Annotated in this window: 20 protein-coding genes and 1 tRNA gene; 10 read left to right on the forward strand and 11 right to left on the reverse strand. The window is 33.0% G+C overall.

Translation table 11 applies throughout. From position 1 onward, the window contains the following. Nucleotides 1-10: 10 nt before the first annotated feature. The 4 genes from xerD to BC952_RS13170 all read right to left on the reverse strand — a co-directional run bounded on the left by xerD (nt 11) and on the right by BC952_RS13170 (nt 3,528). A complete protein-coding gene (xerD, locus tag BC952_RS13155; protein ID WP_121366086.1) occupies nt 11-907 on the reverse strand; it encodes a site-specific tyrosine recombinase XerD in 897 nt (298 codons plus the stop codon). Nucleotides 908-984: 77 nt separating this feature from the next. Beyond that, nucleotides 985-1,578: an outer membrane beta-barrel protein gene (locus BC952_RS13160; protein WP_121366087.1), complete on the reverse strand. Its 594-nt coding sequence runs from the start codon at nt 1,576-1,578 to the stop codon at nt 985-987. Nucleotides 1,579-1,984: 406 nt separating this feature from the next. Beyond that, a complete protein-coding gene (locus BC952_RS13165; RefSeq protein ID WP_121366187.1) occupies nt 1,985-2,587 on the reverse strand; it encodes a porin family protein in 603 nt (200 codons plus the stop codon). A 413-nt stretch (nt 2,588-3,000) separates the two neighbouring features. After that, complete coding sequence (locus tag BC952_RS13170; protein WP_121366088.1) at nt 3,001-3,528, reverse strand: hypothetical protein; 528 nt, start codon at nt 3,526-3,528, stop codon at nt 3,001-3,003. Between the two features lie 328 nt (nt 3,529-3,856). Here BC952_RS13170 and BC952_RS13175 point away from each other — a divergent pair, with 328 nt between their 5' ends. The 3 genes from BC952_RS13175 to BC952_RS13185 all read left to right on the forward strand — a co-directional run bounded on the left by BC952_RS13175 (nt 3,857) and on the right by BC952_RS13185 (nt 7,605). Continuing rightward, nucleotides 3,857-4,420: a porin family protein gene (locus BC952_RS13175; protein ID WP_121366089.1), complete on the forward strand. Its 564-nt coding sequence runs from the start codon at nt 3,857-3,859 to the stop codon at nt 4,418-4,420. Nucleotides 4,421-4,610: 190 nt separating this feature from the next. Then, on the forward strand, nt 4,611-5,024 hold the full coding sequence (gene aroQ / locus BC952_RS13180) for a type II 3-dehydroquinate dehydratase (protein ID WP_121366090.1): 414 nt from the start codon (nt 4,611-4,613) through the stop codon (nt 5,022-5,024). Nucleotides 5,025-5,118: 94 nt separating this feature from the next. Then, complete coding sequence (locus BC952_RS13185; RefSeq protein ID WP_121366091.1) at nt 5,119-7,605, forward strand: DUF5686 and carboxypeptidase regulatory-like domain-containing protein; 2,487 nt, start codon at nt 5,119-5,121, stop codon at nt 7,603-7,605. A gap of 141 nt (nt 7,606-7,746) precedes the next feature. On the opposite strand, the gene BC952_RS13190 is transcribed toward BC952_RS13185, so the two are convergent. The 4 genes from BC952_RS13190 to BC952_RS13205 form a co-directional block, all read right to left on the reverse strand. Then, nucleotides 7,747-8,616, reverse strand: a complete 870-nt coding sequence (locus tag BC952_RS13190; RefSeq protein WP_121366092.1) for a cation diffusion facilitator family transporter — start codon at nt 8,614-8,616, stop codon at nt 7,747-7,749. Between the two features lie 113 nt (nt 8,617-8,729). Further along, nucleotides 8,730-10,040, reverse strand: a complete 1,311-nt coding sequence (gene murA, locus BC952_RS13195) for a UDP-N-acetylglucosamine 1-carboxyvinyltransferase (protein WP_121366093.1) — start codon at nt 10,038-10,040, stop codon at nt 8,730-8,732. Between the two features lie 107 nt (nt 10,041-10,147). Continuing rightward, the gene (locus tag BC952_RS13200) at nt 10,148-10,873 is read right to left on the reverse strand and encodes a DUF4290 domain-containing protein (RefSeq protein WP_091171614.1); all 726 of its coding nucleotides are present in this window, start codon (nt 10,871-10,873) and stop codon (nt 10,148-10,150) included. Nucleotides 10,874-10,959: 86 nt separating this feature from the next. Further along, on the reverse strand, nt 10,960-11,244 hold the full coding sequence (locus BC952_RS13205; protein ID WP_121366094.1) for a DUF493 family protein: 285 nt from the start codon (nt 11,242-11,244) through the stop codon (nt 10,960-10,962). A 147-nt stretch (nt 11,245-11,391) separates the two neighbouring features. Between BC952_RS13205 and BC952_RS13210 the strand changes: the two genes are divergently transcribed. The 5 genes from BC952_RS13210 to BC952_RS13230 all read left to right on the forward strand — a co-directional run bounded on the left by BC952_RS13210 (nt 11,392) and on the right by BC952_RS13230 (nt 15,964). After that, nucleotides 11,392-11,931 carry an AAA family ATPase gene (locus tag BC952_RS13210; RefSeq protein ID WP_121366095.1) on the forward strand — a complete coding sequence of 180 codons (540 nt, stop codon included), beginning with the start codon at nt 11,392-11,394 and terminating at the stop codon, nt 11,929-11,931. 59 nt (nt 11,932-11,990) lie between these two features. Further along, nucleotides 11,991-13,886, forward strand: coding sequence for a RecQ family ATP-dependent DNA helicase (locus BC952_RS13215; protein ID WP_121366096.1), 1,896 nt, complete (start codon nt 11,991-11,993; stop codon nt 13,884-13,886). Next, entirely contained in the window at nt 13,886-14,833 is a 948-nt protein-coding gene (fmt, locus tag BC952_RS13220; protein ID WP_121366097.1) for a methionyl-tRNA formyltransferase, read from the forward strand. Before BC952_RS13215 ends, fmt begins: the two co-directional genes overlap by 1 nt. A gap of 179 nt (nt 14,834-15,012) precedes the next feature. Further along, a complete protein-coding gene (locus BC952_RS13225; protein WP_073017033.1) occupies nt 15,013-15,285 on the forward strand; it encodes an HU family DNA-binding protein in 273 nt (90 codons plus the stop codon). Between the two features lie 118 nt (nt 15,286-15,403). After that, entirely contained in the window at nt 15,404-15,964 is a 561-nt protein-coding gene (locus tag BC952_RS13230; protein WP_091171629.1) for a YqgE/AlgH family protein, read from the forward strand. Here BC952_RS13230 and BC952_RS13235 read toward each other — a convergent pair. After that, nucleotides 15,961-16,800 (reverse strand): aminotransferase class IV, encoded by an 840-nt coding sequence (locus BC952_RS13235; protein WP_121366098.1) that lies wholly within the window; start codon nt 16,798-16,800, stop codon nt 15,961-15,963. The two genes, BC952_RS13230 and BC952_RS13235, sit on opposite strands and share 4 nt — an antisense overlap. Nucleotides 16,801-16,854: 54 nt before the next feature. Beyond that, nucleotides 16,855-17,247 (reverse strand): START-like domain-containing protein, encoded by a 393-nt coding sequence (locus BC952_RS13240; RefSeq protein WP_091171633.1) that lies wholly within the window; start codon nt 17,245-17,247, stop codon nt 16,855-16,857. Between the two features lie 153 nt (nt 17,248-17,400). Between BC952_RS13240 and BC952_RS13245 the strand changes: the two genes are divergently transcribed. Beyond that, a tRNA-Met gene (locus tag BC952_RS13245) sits at nt 17,401-17,477 on the forward strand. A gap of 503 nt (nt 17,478-17,980) precedes the next feature. Continuing rightward, entirely contained in the window at nt 17,981-18,187 is a 207-nt protein-coding gene (locus tag BC952_RS13250; protein ID WP_121366099.1) for a hypothetical protein, read from the forward strand. A 109-nt stretch (nt 18,188-18,296) separates the two neighbouring features. Here BC952_RS13250 and BC952_RS13255 read toward each other — a convergent pair whose 3' ends face one another. After that, entirely contained in the window at nt 18,297-18,749 is a 453-nt protein-coding gene (locus tag BC952_RS13255; protein ID WP_121366100.1) for a DUF4442 domain-containing protein, read from the reverse strand. Between the last annotated feature and the right edge of the window lie 90 nt (nt 18,750-18,839).

Below are 18,839 nucleotides of genomic sequence, written 5' to 3' on the forward strand. Positions count from 1 at the left end.
AACCAAAATGTTATTTCCTGGGATGAAATGAATTTAGAACTTGCGTCAGAAACGTTCTGTCAAGATGCACATATATTTCTGTTGTAGTGATAGATTCATGACCGAGCATCAACTGTATAGATCGCAAATCAGCTCCATTTTCTAAAAGATGAGTTGCAAAAGAATGTCGTAAAGTGTGTGGACTTATCCTTTTATTCAATTCAATTTTTACCGCTAAGTTTTTAATAATGGTAAAAATCATAGCACGTGTCAGTTGTCTCCCTCTTCGGTTTAAAAAGAGCGTATCTTCAAACCCTTTTTGTATAGGTGTATGGGTTCGAATAGAATGCTGATATATCTGGATGTATTTTTGGGTCAGATCACCAATAGGCACAAAACGCTGTTTATTTCCTTTTCCGGTTATTTTAATAAAACCTTCCTCAAAGAATAAATCGGAAATTTTTAAGGCCACTAATTCGGAAACCCGAAGCCCACAACCATAAAGGGTTTCGAGCATGGCACGGTTACGCTCTCCTTCGTTAGTGGCTAAATCAATAGCTGCAATGAGATTATCAATCTCATCTACAGACAAAGTATCCGGAAGTTTTCGACCTGTTTTGGGAGTTTCAATTAGTTCTAAAGGATTGTCTGTTCTATAATCTTCAAAAATCAAGTAACTAAAAAAACTTTTAAGACCCGAAATTATTCTGGCTTGTGAACGCGGATTAACCTGTTTTGAAATATCATAAATAAACTGCTGCACTGTTTCTTCCCCAATTTGAACTGGCGAGACATCAATTTCATTTGTAATCAAATAGAGACACAACCGCTCGATATCAAAAGAATAATTCTCTATGGTATTCTTAGACAATCCACGTTCAATTTTCAAGTATGATTGATAGCTTTTTATGTAAGTGTTCCAGTTCATGATTACAAAGAAACGCTTTTTTTAGGCATAAAAAAACCACGCCAGAAGCGTGGTTTATAAGTACTAAAAAAAATGGATTATTTCCCCCATTTTCCTCCGCCAACAAAAAATCCTAAGTGAACTCCTAAGTAAGAATTTGAAATGGTTCCTAAACTATCCCCATTACTATTTTGTAAGGTAGATTTTGGTACAAGATTGTATTCCAATCCCATTCTAAATTTACCCCATTCGAATCCTCCTCTTAACAATCCACCCATTTTGCCACTTGCGTCTAAAGCAGTATCATTATTTGATGTTTCGTCCACCTCAACATTTGCTATAGAATAATAACCTGCACCAGCTCCCAAATAAGGTACAAAAGATTTTCCTGATGCATTAAAGTAATAATCGTATGTACCTACATAAGAACCATTAGCTGAAATCTTAGCACTCATATTTTCATTTTCATCGGTTTTTATATCACGAACCATTGCGGCAGCACCAATACGTAAACCAACATTCATATTGTCTTTGATGTTGTATTTAGGCTCAATAGAGAATAATACACCGCCTCCTCCATTTGAAGGAATTGTATAACCTAAATCTAAACCAACTCTAAATCCACCCTCCTTTTGAGAATAACCGAGAGCAAAAGCAAATACAGCCACAACTGTTAAAGTAATTTTTTTCATGTTTATTTATTTGTTAAAATTAATGCGGCAAATGTAAATAACATCGTATTAAAAAAAAATATTTTTAAATAAAAAATTAAAATTAATCTGACAATAAGTAAATTTATTTTTATTTAAAAAATATCAAAATGCCTAATAATCAATATATTAAAAAATAACTTCTCACTAAATTTAGTGAGAAGAATTTCAATCAAAAAAAATTTTATTTGACAGTTAATACTTATTAATTAATCATAAGAAGTATTAAAACTAAAGGAGAAAAAAAGTATTAGTTTATGAGTACATCAATTTAAACCGAAGATATTTGTGAAAGAAAAAATACTTCGGAAAATGAATTAAAACGGAAGGCGCATCAAATAAAAAAACCTCCCAAATTGGGAGGTTTAAAAATCTATTTCTAGAAATATTAGAATTTATATCCTAATGATACTGAGAATACACTGTTTGAAATTTTATCATTACCTGAATCTTTAGCGATGTTAGACAAACCAACGTTGTATCTTAAACCAGCAGATAGATTTTCTGTAAAATCGTATCCAGCTCCAAAATTAACACCAAAATCGATTGATTCAAAATCATCTTTTGCATCTACTTCTTCTTCTTCACCATTTGCCTCAACTTTGTATTTTGCACTTGTCAAAAAACCAATTTGTGGTCCTGCTTCAAGACTAAATCCTGTAGCTACATAATATTTAGCCATAACAGGAATATTTAAGTAGGAAAGATTAGCTTTTTCTTGATAATTAATCGTTGAACCATCGAAAGTTTCCGAATATTCAAATTTTGTTCCTTGAGTAGAGAACAACAATTCAGGTTGTACAGAAAATTTATCTGAAACCTTAATTTCTACAAAACCACCCACGTTAAAACCAACCTTAGCTGAATTATCTTCAATATCACCTGAAAGATTAGCGAAGTTTACTCCACCTTTAACACCAAATTTTGTTTCTTGCGCATTAGCAAATCCAAAAGCAAATACAGCCGCAACTGTTAAAATAATTTTTTTCATGTTTGTTTGTTTGTTTGTTAAAATTAATGCGACAAATGTAAATAACATCGTATTAAAACACACTATTTTTTAATAAAAAATTAAAATAAATCTGATAGTGAATAAATTTACCATCTTTTAAAAAAAATAAAATACTAATAATCAATACTTTAAAAATAATCTTATCACTAAATTTAGTGAGATGAATTTCAATCAAAAAAAATATTTATTTGAAAGTAAATACTTATTAATTAATAGCAAGAAGTGTTAAAACTATAGAAGGAAAGTATTAATCCATGAGTACAGCAATCCAACCAGAAGATTTTTGCAAACGAAAAAAAATATTTCCGAAAAAATGAATTAAAACGGAAGGCACATCAAATAAAAAACCTCCCAAATTGAGAGGTTATTTACTGCTATACTTTTAAAAAACATTAGAAATGCAACACAAAACCAATGTTAAATTGAAATGTATCTTTGTTACTATAATCCTCATTCAAACTGATATTATATCGTATTCCGGGTTCAACACTTACATTAGAACCCAAGAATATGGCATACCCCGCCTGAACACCAAAATAGGAAGGATCTTCATCAAGGTCTTCAATTATACCACCTGAATAATCAACCTGTACCGGAATCATAATTAGAATATAATATTTCAATCCAATTTTATAAGAGACAACATTTGTATCAAAAAGATCTGTATTTATTCCTCCGTACCCTAAACCTCCTTTTATGGCTAAATCATCAATTACAAAATAACCAACCTCAGCACCAATATTGTATTCAGAATCTCCATCAGTGTTGGAATAACTAAAACCGGTATTGGAACCCGCTGCAACTCCAAAATTAGTGTTGGCTTCTATTAACCATTTTCCAGCAGCTGTTTGTCCAGAATCCTGAGCGTTTACAAAACCAAAAGCAAACACCATTACTAATGTTATTATAACTTTTTTCATGACTTATCATTTAAAATTTATAAATCAAAGTTAAAAAAACCAAATATGGGATTCCATATTTATCTGAAATACTCGTCAATAAACAAATAAATCAGATTAAGAGCATAAAAATACAACAATCACAAACAATTGAACTTCAATACAATACATTTTAAACCTAAAATAAACAACTTCAAAAATGCATTAAATAAGCATTTATCAAAATTTTGGACTAATTTTTGACTTTAGTTTATTGTAAAAAAAAACAAAACAATAAAAATTAAACAAAACAGTTTTAAGTACATGTTCTAATTCAATTAAATAATAATCAATATTAAAAAAACAAAATATGAAAAGAATAATTTTAGTAGCAGTAGTTCTACTCGCAGCATCAGTAGACATGCAAGCACAATTGGTTAAATTTGGTATAAAAGCGGGTTTAAATTACGCTAATCAAACCGGAAGTGACATTACAATTAATAGCGATAATTATGATAAAGAAGCCATTACTAGTTACCATGCTGGTTTAGTCGCAGAGATTAAAGTAACAGATGGTTTTTCTGTTCAGCCCGAATTGTTGTATTCCACTCAAGGAGCAACATATAAAAACGCTGCAGAAGAATTCAAAAATGAATTGGGTTACTTATCCATTCCCGTTTTGGCAAAATTTCATTTGAACAAAACAGTTAGTTTAGATCTTGGACCGCAAGCTTCATTTTTATTGAGTGAAAGAAATAATGTGAATTTTAAAGACGCTGAAACTTTTGAGTTTGGAGTAGCAGGTGGCCTTGGATTTAATATCACTAAAAACTTCTTTTTACAAGGTCGTTATGTATTAGGATTGACTGAAGCTTCACAAGATGCAGAAGTTAAGAATTCAGTAGTTCAAATATCTGCTGGATTTACTTTCTAATCCCAATAAAAAATTAAATTACTAAAACCGTTCTATAAATTGGAACGGTTTTTTTATTTTTACCAAAACAGGAATTATGAAATGAGCATATCGAATATGTAATAAAAACCAGATAAGTCATATGCGACCCGAGCTTTTGCGAACAGGCGAAGCAATTCCATATTCAAATAAAAACAAATATTAACTACGTATGAAAATCAGTATCATCAACGGACCAAACCTAAATCTTCTAGGCAAACGTGAACCAGCCATTTATGGAAGTCAAACTTTTGAAGAATATTTCACCACTTTACAAATAAAATTTCCTTCCATAGAATTCTCCTATTTTCAGAGTAATATTGAAGGCGAATTAATTGATAAAATCCAAGAATATGGTTTTTCATTTGATGGTATTATCTTGAATGCAGGTGCGTACACCCATACTTCCATAGGAATTGGCGACGCTGTCAAAGCCGTTACTACTCCAGTTGTTGAAGTTCACATTTCGAATACTTTTTCGCGTGAAAGTTTTAGACATCAATCCTATATTTCTGGAAATGCCAAAGGAGTTATTCTAGGTTTTGGTTTAAAGAGTTACGAGCTAGCAATACAGTCCTTTTTGTAATTTTAAAATATAATTATCTACCAAAGAAATCTTTAACAAATAATTAATACGCTCTTTTTAAACTTCTTCTATTTTTGTGAAAGAAAAAACTTTCATGAAAAAACACTACTTACTTTTGCTTTTCTTAGTTTCATTTGTCAGCAATGCACAAATAAAAGGAACTGTCTCGGACGAAAAAGGAAATCCCTTACCTTTTGTTACTATTTTTCAGGAAGACACCTATAATGGAACCACTTCAAACGAACAAGGAAATTACGAGTTCAACTTAAATAAAAAAGGAAAACAATCCGTTGTCTTTCAGTTTTTAGGTTTCAAAACCCAAAAAGTTGCCATACAAACCGAAAAATTGCCTTATGATTTAAACATCAAAATGATGGAAGAAAGTTTCTCGTTGAACGAAGTAATCATCAACAAAAAAAACAATCCTGCTTTAGCGATTATAAAAAGTGCGATTGCCAGCAGAAAACGAAACACCGAAAAAACAAATCGATTCAATGCTGACTTTTATTCCAGAGGTATTTTTAAACTAAAAAATGCTCCGAAAAAAATATTAGGACAAAAAATTGGTGACTTGAATGGCGCTTTGGATTCAACCGGAACCGGAATTATTTCACTTTCGGAAACCTTTTCGAAAATAGCATTTGAAAAACCCAACAACTTAAAAGAAGTCGTTACTGCATCAAAAGTAAGTGGTAGAGACAATGGCTACAGCTACAATACTGCCAGATCTTCTTTCTATGATTTTTATGACAACACCATCGATTTTGGTGTCCAAATGATTTCTCCAATAGCTAATAACGCTTTTAACTACTATAATTACAAGTTAGAAAGCACGTTTAATGACGAGAATGCCAATATGATTAACAAAATAAAAGTGACTGCAAAGCGTGACAGCGAACCGGTTTTTGAAGGATACATTTATATCGTGGAAGATTCCTGGGCAATTTACGCTGTTGATTTGGATATAAAAGGCTACCGAATAAAAGAAGAATTTCTCGATGTGATGACCTTAAAACAAAATTTCAGTTACAACAATAGCAATAAAATTTGGGCTAAAAATACCCAAAGTCTCGAAATTACAGCAGGTGCTTTTGGTATAAAATTTACCGGAAAATACAATTACGTGTATAGCAATTATGAATTCATAGATGCATTTGCTCCCAAAACATTTACAAATGAAATTACACGCATCGAAATAAATGCCAATAAAAAAGACAGTTTGTTCTGGAATACCAACAGACCCATTCCGTTAACAATGGAAGAAAGCACTGATTATATTAGAAAAGACAGCATTTACAAAGTCAGAAATTCTGAAAAATACTTAGATTCAATTGATGCAAAAGAAAATAAATTCAAACTATTAAAGCTGCTGACGGGCTACACGTACAAGAATAGTACTGAAAAACATAGTTTTAGTTACGAGGGATTATTAAACCTTGGCTCACTAAGTTTCAATACCGTTCAAGGTTATAATTTTGATTCGGGGTTTCGATATACCAACTGGAAAAATCAGGAAAGTAAAGGTATATACACTTCCATAAGTACAAAACTCAATTACGGTTTTGCCGAAGATCGTTTGCGTGTCACCGGACAATTTATCCATCGATTCAACAATCAGAATTATGCCACTTTATATATGACTGGGGGAAGTTCCGTAAAGCAATTTAATCCAAATGAACCCATCAGTAAAGCGATAAACACGATAAGTTCCTTGGCTTTCAAGAACAATTTCATGAAGTTGTATAACTTGGAATCAGCGGCAATTGGCTACAGCCAAGATGTTGCAAATGGTGTGAATCTAAATGGAAAGATAGAATATCAGCAACGCAAACCGTTATTCAATAACACTGACTTTTCTTTGTTTAGCAAAGACGATTTATACACGTCGAATAATCCGTTGGCACCGAATGATTTCACCACTGCAGCTTTTGAAAAACACCATTTGACGAAAATTAATTTGCTTGCAAAAATAAATTTTGGAAACAAATATTCCTCTCGTCCCGATGGAAAATTTAACATCCGAAATGAAAAATATCCAACGCTTTATCTGGGCTATGAGAAAGCAGTTGCAGCTAACGAAAAGAAGTATGAATTCGACCACTTCAACACCCGATTAATGTATGATTTGACATTAGGAAATAAAGGAGTTTTAGGGTTGAATCTAAAAGCAGGTAAATTTCTGAATGCAGACAATATTGCTTTTATAGATTACAAGCATTTTAATGGCAATCAAACCCACATAGGACAAACAGCGCGTTATTTGAATGTATTTAACTTATTGCCGTATTACTCTAATAGTACGAATGACAGCTATTTTGAAGCACATACGGAATACAATGACAAAGGCTATATCATGAATAAAATACCGTTGTTGAACAAACTAAAATCAACTTTGATATTGGGAGCTCATGCTCTGTCTACTCCTAATAACAAACCTTATACTGAAGTCACCGTTGGGCTGGACAATTTAGGTTTTGGAAAATTTAAAATGCTCCGTGTCGATTATGTCCGTTCGTACCAAAATGGATTTCAAGGTGACGGAGTTGTTTTTGGGCTAAAGTTTTTGAATATATTGGAATAAAAAAAGAATCTATTTGTCAGTTGCAGTGCAGTCTGAAAATATTACAGCATCTCGACTGCGCTCGATGTGACAAAATCATAACGAATTAAAAAAGGCACCAGAAAATAGTTTCGGTGCCTTTTTAATTTTATTGGATAAAATCTAATCATTTGGTTCCACATGAATCAACACATGTCCTAACTCCGGAATTTCTTCCCGCAAAGTATCTTTTAGTTTATGAGCGAGATCGTGCCCTTCTTTCACGGTAATATTTGAATCAACAGTAGCATGCAAATCTACGTGATATTGCATACCGGCTTTTCGAATAAAACATTTCTCTGTATCGATAATTCCATCCACCTGAATAGAAATTATTCTGATTTGTTCTATTAAATCATCGTATAAGTGCTCGTCCATTATTTCGCCCAAAGCGGGTCTAAAAATAAGGTAACTGTTATAAAGTATGAATCCCGAAGCAAAAAGTGCTGCCCAATCATCAGCAGATTCGTATCCATTCCCCAAAATTAAAGCAATCGAAATCCCAAGAAATGCTGCCACAGAAGTTATTGCATCGCTGCGATGATGCCAGGCATCAGCTCGTAGTGAAGAACTATTGGTTTCAATGCTTCTTTTCATCACGATTCGAAAAGAATATTCTTTCCAAATAATGATTGCAGCCAGAACGATTAATGTCCATGGTTTTGGCAATTCATGTGGCGTTCCAATATTGATGATACTTTCATAGGCAATAATCGTAGCCGAAGTAATCAAAAAACCTACAACTAGAAAAGTAATCAAAGGTTCTGCCCTACCGTGCCCGTAAGGATGATTTTTATCCGCGGGTCTATTGGAATATTTGATTCCAAACAACACTAAAAATGAAGCAAAAATATCAGTTGTTGATTCAATTGCATCCGCTATTAAGGCATACGAATTTCCAAAAAAACCGGCTAAACCTTTTATTATTGCCAGACAAGTGTTTCCTACAATACTAAAATAAGTCGCCTTGATTGCCGTTTGTTCGCTTGACATGTATTTTATTTATAGGTGAAGTAAAACTAAAATCGTTTAAGTAAACCGAATTGAATTTTAGATTCAAATTCTTTCTGGCTTACTTAAACGATATTTTTTATAATTTATGTTATTTACGCGCGTACAATATTCGCTCCAATAGCTCTCAATCGTTCGTCAATGCGTTCGTATCCTCTGTCGATTTGTTCAATGTTTTGAATGGTACTCGTTCCTTTTGCAGAAAGCGCAGCAATCAATAAGGAGATTCCGGCACGAATATCTGGTGATGACATTGTTGTTGCTTTGAGTTGTGATTTGAAATCATGCCCCATAACAACAGCACGGTGCGGATCACATAACATGATTTTTGCTCCCATGTCAATTAACTTGTCAACAAAAAATAATCTGCTTTCAAACATTTTTTGGTGAATCAAAACATCGCCTTTTGCTTGAGTAGCAACCACTAAAACAATACTCAATAAATCTGGAGTAAATCCAGGCCAAGGCGCATCAGCAATTGTAAGAATAGAACCGTCAATATCCGTTTTCACTTCATACCCATCTACGTGAGCAGGAATGTAAATATCATCGCCGCGACGTTCCAGAGTAATTCCTAGTTTTCTAAATGTGTTGGGGATTACGCCAAGATTATCCCAACTTACATCTTTTATCGTAATCTCTGATTTTGTCATTGCAGCCAGACCAATCCAGCTACCAATTTCAATCATATCAGGAAGAATTCTATGCTCGCAACCACCTAAACTTTCAACCCCTTCTATGGTCAATAAGTTAGAACCAACTCCTGTTATTTTAGCTCCCATGGAGTTCAACATCTTACACAATTGTTGCAAGTAAGGTTCACAAGCAGCATTATAAACTGTTGTTTTTCCTTTGGCCAAAACGGCAGCCATAACAATGTTAGCAGTTCCGGTTACAGATGCTTCGTCTAATAACATATTGGCACCTTTCAATCCTTTTGGTGCTTCTACGCCATAAAAATGATCTTCTCTGTTGTAACGGAATTTAGCGCCCAGATTGATGAATCCTTCAAAATGCGTATCCAATCTTCTGCGTCCAATTTTATCACCACCTGGTTTTGGAATATATCCTTTTCCGAATCGTGCCAAAAGTGGACCAACAATCATAATAGAACCTCTTAGAGAACCGCCTTCTTTCTTGAATGCTTCGGTTTCCAGATAGTTTATGTTCACCTCATCAGCTTGAAAAGTATACGATCCTGATCCTGTTTTTTGGATTTTTACACCTAAATTTCCTAAAAGCGTAATTAGTTTATTGATATCAATAATATCGGGGATATTATTGATAATCACTTTTTCAGGCGTTAAAAGAACGGCACATAAAATTTGTAACGCTTCATTTTTAGCTCCTTGTGGCGTGATTTCTCCTTTTAGACTAATGCCTCCTTCTATTTTGAAAATTCCCATTTTTTACAGTTATGAGTTATAAATTATTAGATATAAGTTAAAAATTGACGAGCTAAAAGTTATTACTGAAAAAATTAATAACTTTTAACACCTAATTTATAACTGATTTACAAAGGTTTTCTATTTTGGTTTTTGTGAACTGGATTTGGTTTTCCCGTTTTTATATTCTTATTACTAAGAATTTTTGGCTGCCCTACCGGCAAGATTTTATTGGAAACGCGTTTATTGGTTCGTAATAAATCCGTGGTATTTAATAATTCCTCTGTACTTTGAATCAAATTCAATTTCCCATCAGAAAGTTCATATAAATGTTCGAAAATTACATCATCTTTTACTGTGTCTTTGTTCCAACTCAAGTATGATTTTTTCATGTGATTGGCAATCACTTTCACCAAAGCACTTTTCATCTCGCCATCTTCCCATTTATTAGCCACATCAATCATATATTTGATGTTATTGCCATAAAATCTGTATTTTGGAAAATTTTGTGGGTATTTTAAAACATCCGGTTTGAGTTGTAACACTTCACGTGAAGGAATTGGATACGGTGAATCAGCCACTAATTTAAAATCAGACATTATAAAAAGCTGATCCCACAATTTGTGCTGAAAATCAGGAACATCACGCAAATGTGGATTCAAACTTCCCATCACCTGAATAATGTATTTTGCCGCTTTGTTGCGTTCTACATCATCTTCAATTTTAGTTGCCTGATCAATCAATTTCTGCAAATGACGGCCGTATTCCGGAATAATCAAATGCGATCTCTCGGCATTATATTCCAAATGATGCACGACATCGTTCGAGTTTTCTTTAATATATTTTGAATTCATATTCGAATGTATCTGTTTTGATTCCAATGCTTTTTTCGAAAATTAGAACCATTCGAACACAGCAAATCAAAAGTTTTATGTTGTCATTAAAGGGAAATAATACCTTCTATTGTAGAAACTTCCAGGTATTTATCTACTATTTCTTGTGAATGTTTCATAGTAACATCAACAGATATGCTGGTAAATTTTCCTGTTTTGGATTTTGTAGTTTTGATAACTGCGCCCATACAGTCAAATGCCAATTGCACTCTTTCTATGTTATCACTTTCTGTTGGTACAATAAATTTAAATAAGTATTCTGCTGGCCATGTATTGCTCATATCCAACTCGACTTTTAATCTATCATAAAATTCTTCAGTCTTCTTATCCATTTTCTATTTAAAAATAAAGGCAAATATACGGTTTAGAACGTAAATTATGAATTTTGAATTATGATTTTTTGTCTAATCGCATTTTAACCGCAATGATTTTTTCAAATCCCGATAAGTTTAAGTAAATTTGCCCCTTATTTTTTAAAAGTGCAAAAAGAAATCATAGTTATCATTGGCGGTCCAGGAACAGGTAAAACCACTATTATCGACGGATTGGTCGCTAGAGGACATTGTTGTTATCCCGAAATTTCCCGAGAGGTGACTTTGGAAGCAAAAAAACAAGGAATCGAACAATTGTTCCTTGAAAAACCTTTGTTATTCAGCGAATTACTTCTTGAAGGAAGAAAAAAACAATTTCAAAATGCTTCAAAAGAGCCGCATGAAGTTGTATTTATCGACAGAGGAATTCCGGATGTTTTGGCTTACATGCATTACATTGGCGATAGTTATCCTGCTTCTTTTGATGCCGCTTGCCGCGAACATACCTATTCAAAAATATTCATTCTCCCGCCTTGGGAAGAAATTTATATCAGCGATCACGAACGTTACGAAAACTTCGAACAAGCTAAACTCATCTACAATCATCTTACGGAAACCTATCAAAGTTACGGTTACGAACTTATAGAAGTTCCAAAAGACACGATGGATAACAGAATTCTTTTTATCTTAGATGAAATTTCTAAATAGTCTGCAGGTTTAAGATTTAAGCTTTGGACTGTTTTTCAATGAAATGAAATCTATACTTTATGCAAGAAGCAGTAGCTTTTCTTCAAAAATATTGGAAGCACGACAAATTCAGGTCGTTGCAAAAGGAAATCATTGATTCCGTTTTAAGCGGTCATGACACTTTTGCATTGATGCCAACCGGCGGCGGAAAATCAGTTTGTTTTCAGATTCCGGCAATGATGAATGAAGGCATTTGCCTGGTGGTGTCACCATTGGTAGCACTAATGAAAGATCAAGTCGCCAATTTGCAAAAGCGAAACATCAAAGCCATTGCATTGACAGGCGGAATTCGATCCGAGGAAATGATCGATTTACTGGACAATTGCCAATTCGGAAATTACAAATTTCTATATTTATCTCCAGAACGTCTTCAATCCGATTGGATTTTGGAACGAATAAAAAATCTCCCAATCAATTTAATCACTATAGATGAAGCGCACTGCGTCTCACAATGGGGACATGATTTCCGACCTGCTTATTTAAAAATTTCGGAATTAAAAAAACATTTTCCAACAGTGCCATTTTTGGCATTGACTGCCACTGCGACGCCAAGAGTCAAAGAAGATATTATCAATGAGTTGGGACTGCATAAACCAAAAGTTTTCGAAAAATCATTCGCCAGGGAAAATATTGCTTACATGATTTTTGAGGTCGAGGATAAACTTTTTAGAATAGAACAAATTCTAAAGAAAAACCCACAACCTTCCATAATATATGTGCGAAACAGAAAATCATGTCTTGATATTTCCTCACAGTTGAATTCATTAGGATTTAAAGCTACATATTATCACGGTGGGCTTTCGTCCAAAGAAAAAGACAAAAACATGCAATCCTGGATGAATGAAGAAGTGCAGGTTATTGTGGCTACCAATGCGTTTGGAATGGGAATTGATAAAGCAAATGTAAAAACGGTGATTCACATTCAGCTCCCGGAAAACATGGAAAATTATTATCAGGAAGCCGGACGTGCAGGAAGAAATGGAGAAAGAGCCTTTGCCGTTTTATTGACCAGTCCTTCTGATGTTATTCAGGCTCAAAGCCAATTTATCAATATTCTTCCTGATAAAAAGTTTTTGAATCTCATGTATGTCAAGCTCTGCAACTATTTTCAAATCGCTTACGGAGAAGGAATCAATGAGCAGTTCAATTTCAATTTGCATCATTTTTGTTTAAAATATGAATTCCCAACACTGAAAACCTACAATGCCATGCAATTCCTGGACCGACAAGGAATCATTAGCTTGTCTCAAGAATTTTCAGAAAAAATCACCATGCAGTTTCTAATACCTTCCAAAGAAGTGATTCGGTATATGAGTTTAAATCCAAACGATGAGGAAATTATTTTAGCCATTTTGCGAACGTATCCGGGAATTTACGAAATGCAAACTGCCTTCAATCTGCAGCTGATTGCTAAAAAATCAAATCATAAGGAAGCTGAAATTCAGGCTGTTTTGCATAAATTAAAAGAAAAAGAAATTATAGATTATCATTCAAAAAATAATGACGCCACATTAATTTTCAATGAAGTTCGAGAAGATGACAGAACCATCAATCGGGTTTCGAAACATTTAGAGAATCAAAATCAATTAAAAAAAGAGCAACTTCAATCTGTAATTCAGTACATCAGTGAGAAAAAAGTGTGCAAAAATAAGTTGATTTTAAATTATTTTGGCGAAAAAACAATTGTTGATTGCGGCATTTGCTCGTTTTGCATTACCAAAAAAATAAAGAAAAAAGATGTATCACTACTTTCTACAGCAATAATTGCTTTATTGCAAGGCGAAGATTTAAATTCAAGAGACATTCAAAATAAAACTAAAAATAGTCCGGACGAAGTTATTGGAGTACTTCAGGATTTATTAGAAAACAACACAATTTTGGTTAAACCAAATAACAAATATACTTTACGATCATAATGGAAAAATTACGAATTGTTTTTATGGGTACGCCCGAATTTGCAGTGGGAATATTAGACACAATAATCAAAAACAACTATGAGGTTGTAGGTGTCATCACTGCTGCGGACAAACCAGCAGGCCGAGGACAAAAATTAAAATATTCTGCAGTAAAGGAATACGCGCTGGCTCATAATCTTACTTTATTGCAGCCTTTAAACTTAAAAGACGAAACTTTTTTGGCTGAATTAAAAGCGCTGAATGCTAATTTACAAATTGTAGTTGCGTTTAGAATGCTGCCAAAAGTTGTTTGGGAAATGCCTTCATTAGGCACATTCAATCTTCATGCTTCACTCCTGCCGAATTATCGCGGTGCCGCACCAATAAATTGGGCAATTATCAATGGAGAAACTAAAACGGGTGTCACCACTTTTTTTATCGATGATAAAATCGATACTGGGGCGATGATTTTAAGTTCCGAAATTGCAATTAATGAAACCGAAAATGCGGGTCACTTACACGACCGATTAATGGAATTAGGAAGCAAGACCGTTATTGACACTTTGGAAATGATTGAAAAAGGAAATGTATCGACAGTTGTTCAAAAAGACACCGCTGATATCAAAACTGCCTACAAACTCAACAAAGAGAATTGCAAAATAGATTGGACAAAATCAGCTCAAGAAATAAACAATCTGATTCGAGGCTTGAGTCCCTATCCGGCAGCTTGGTGTTTTTTTGGAGATAAAAATGAAGAATGGAATGTCAAAATATACGAAACCAAAATAATTTCTGAGGAGCACAATCATCCGATAGGAAGTTTAATTTGTACCAAAAAAGAAATGAAAATTGCGGTTAAAAATGGTTTCATCCAAATACTTAATTTACAGTTTCCGGGTAAAAAGAAAATGAGCACACCAGAATTATTGAATGGTATTGCATTTTCAGCGGATGCAAAAGTCTATTAACATCAACAATAACGGGTGTTTCTTAACTTTAATCAGAAATAACCATTGATTTATCAACAAAAAAAATAAGTTATCAACAAAACGGCGTAAATTAACATGAAACGCTTGCAAGGAACGTATTTCCTACTAAATTTGTGTATTAACAATTTTTAATAACCAACAATTAATAACTATTTATTATGAACAAATCAGAATTAATCGATGCTATCGCTGCTGATGCAGGAATCACAAAAGCTGCTGCAAAATTAGCTTTAGAGTCATTTTTAGGAAACGTGGGAGGTACTTTGAAAAAAGGTGGAAGAGTATCTTTAGTAGGTTTCGGATCATGGTCTGTTTCTGCTAGAGCTGCAAGAGACGGTAGAAATCCTCAAACAGGAAAAACTATCCAAATTGCTGCTAAAAACGTAGTAAAATTTAAAGCAGGTGCAGAATTAGAAGGTGCGGTAAACTAGTTTCAACCCCCTTAATATAATCAAAACCTTCCATCTGGAAGGTTTTTTTATACATTTAGACGATTTTATTTGGCACTATTATAATAAAAAACTTAAATTTAATAAAAAATAAAATCCAATGATTACAGAAAAATTAAAAAAAGGATATTTGCTTATTGCAGAGCCTACGATAATTGGGGATTTATCATTTAATAGATCGGTAATTTTATTAGCTGATTATAATCAAGAGGGATCCGTTGGTTTTATAATTAATAAACCTTTGAAATATACCATCCATGATTTAATTCCAGATATTGATGCTAGATTTAAAATTTACAATGGAGGCCCTGTAGAACAAGACAATCTTTATTTTATTCATAATAGACCTGATTTGATTTCTAATAGCATTGAAATATCAAATGGGATATATTGGGGAGGTGATTTTGAATCTACAAAAGAGCTCATCAATGAAGGAAAAATAAGTAAAAATAATATCCGATTCTTTTTAGGATATACCGGTTGGGATGAAAAACAACTAGAATCCGAGATGGAAAACAACTCATGGATCATTACTGCAAATAGCTATGAAAATAAAATAATTGGAAAATCAGCCACTCACTTCTGGAAAGAACAAATCATGGAATTAGGTGGTGAATATCTAATCTGGTCGAATGCTCCAGAAAATCCATACTTAAATTAAGTACTACTTATCATTTCGTTGAGTTTCTCCAACAATTGAAGAGATATTTTAGTGGCGAAAGTTTTTTTACGATATTGTGTTATTGGTTGTATCCCTTTTATAACATTAGTTATAAATAATTCATCTGCTTTTTGAAGATCAAATGGAGAGATTACCTCTTCTACAACGTCTAAATTTTCTATCTGTTTAGCTAAACTTAGGATCTGTTTCCTCATAATTCCATTTAAACAGCCTTCAGAAACCGGTGGCGTAATCAATTTATTCCCCATTAACATAAAGATATTTCCTTGCAGTGCTTCAATTATATTCTTACTGTCATTAAGCAACAAACAATTATTTAACCCGTTTTCATTTGCAAAAATACTTCCGGTTATATTGATGATTTTGTTAGTCGTTTTGATAGACGATAATAATTGTTTTGTGACATAAAAATCTTTGTATAAATCTACTTCATACTCTTTCTTTCCGAAGGAATACAAGGTATTTTCGAGCGCTACAGAATGAATCAAAAAAGACACCGTATTATCTTGTGGCAAATAATAACCACCATCGTTTCTATACACTGTAATTCTGGCACGAGAAGAAGACGTCAGTCCATTTTTATTAACTAAAGCAAGAATTTGTTCTTCTAGAAACTCCATGGTAAAATTCATAGGAATTTCCATTCGAACCACACGCATAGAAGACATTAATCTAAAATAGTGATCCTCCAGAAAAAGAATTTTATTGTTTATTATTTTAACTGTTTCAAAAACTCCATCACCATATAAAAAAGCACGATTTTGAGTCAATATATTGGCATCCTGAGACACTATAGTTCCATTAAAATTAATCATAAAAAAAGCCCTAAATTTTATTCAGGGCAAATATAAGTTATAAAAAATGATTTTCTATACAGAACCAATCAGATGTTTCAAATCAGAAATTTGATTTTCCCACAATAGTGTAGCTTCATCAACTTCATCTTTATGAGCAAAATCAACTACCATTAAAGAAACGTCTTTCGTGAGCTCATCGACTAAGATATGCAATTCAAAAAAGTACTCAGTATCTTTACTATTTTCATCTACCCACTTGAATTTTACTTTTTCACCGGTTTTCTTAGAAGCTAGTCTTGCTTTTTCTTCAGAGTCATTCCAAATAAAAGTGAAAAATTCACCACGAGAATTGACATTGTCAGCAAACCATTCAGACAAACCTGATGGTGTCGATATATATTGATACAACAATTGAGGCGAGGAATTTATGGGAAACTCGATTTCATAACGTACTTTTTGATCCATGAGCTACTTTTAATTTTTCGGAAATATATAGAATATAACTACAAAAAAAAAGGATTTTTAAAAATATTTTTTTTTATTGAAATATGCTTGCAAGCTCTAATATTATTTTTATATTTGCACCCGCATTAAGGGATGGTTTTCCACCCTAATCATGGCGAGATAGCTCAGTTGGTTAGAGCGCAGGATTCATAACCCTGAGGTCCCGAGTTCAAATCTCGGTCTCGCTACCAAAGCAAAAACCCTAACATCAATATATTAGGGTTTTTTATTGCAATAATGTTTCGAAAATATAGACTTTAAAACGCTAAAGTGAGGAAAGGGAGTGAGGAATTTTATAAATTGAGATATAGATATTACTAAGCATTAAACAGAAAAGGTATAAATGAAATGTAGTTTTTCGTTTCTATCATTTGAACTCTATCCAAATATTTTAATTTCCGCTTCAGTTTTGGTGGCGGTTTGTAGCTCTAATTAAAACTGAGTACATCGATGATTTTTATTATTCAAGTCATCAATTCCCAGAACTTTACGTGTTTTGTTTTAGAATTAAAAATTCTAGAAAATCTTAATAACTAATTATAAAGTTGTCTACGACAACATCCCATAAAAATCAAACTAAAAATTAAGTAAAAATTAATACCGCTATTGAATTTTATTTACATAATTATTTATATTTGAATAGAATTTTAGATTTATATCTAAAGGAAAAAAACAAATATAAACTTTATAGAAAATGAAAAAAATAGCAACATTTGCAGCAATCGCTTTATTTACCATTAATTTAAGTGCACAGGAATCAAAACCTGTACAAGAAAAAGGAAAAAAAGAATCCTGTTGTGCAAAAAAAGACACAAAAACTAAAGCGATGACTGCCGCTGAAGTAGCTAAGTGTAAAGCGAAATGCAAAGCTGAAGGAAAAACATGTAAAACAGCTTGCTAAGTAAAAGCTGATTTAAAATGCAGATTTAAATTACCTTTAAATAGAAAACGCCTCTATAATTTAGAGGCGTTTTCTACTTGGTAAGATTCATGGGAAAATTGAGCTTTTATTATTTTACCCTAACACTCCATTCAAAGTCCATTTCAGATACTTGAACTCCACTTTCGTTCATTCCGATAGATTTCATCCAAAACGTTTGACCTTCTCCGGTTGCAATTGTTTCTTGAATTGCTTTTTCTATTAAATGTCCGTCACTACAGGTAAAAGTTATTCTGCCTGTCGCTTTTTTTGTAAAATTTCCCTTATTATTAGCTACCAGCATCGAAATTTTCCGTCCGCTTTTTGCAATTTGATACATGACCAGAGCACCTGTCGAAAGTTCGGCAGCCATGGCTTGCACTGCAAAATACATAGAGTTAAACGGATTCTGATTAATCCAACGGTGTTTTACAGATACTACACATTTGTTTGCATCAATCTCTTTTACACGTACTCCACATAAAAATGCCGACGGTAATTTGAAGAGTAAAAATTTATTGAGTTTAGATACGGTAAGTTTCATTATTACAGGTTTTTTTGCTAAAATACAAAAAAATAGTATGCATACATATAAAATTAATTTGTTAATTTTATGTTAATATTTGGTACTATG

The sequence above is a fragment of the Flavobacterium limicola genome (assembly GCF_003634755.1).
GTDB classification, from domain to species: domain Bacteria; phylum Bacteroidota; class Bacteroidia; order Flavobacteriales; family Flavobacteriaceae; genus Flavobacterium; species Flavobacterium limicola.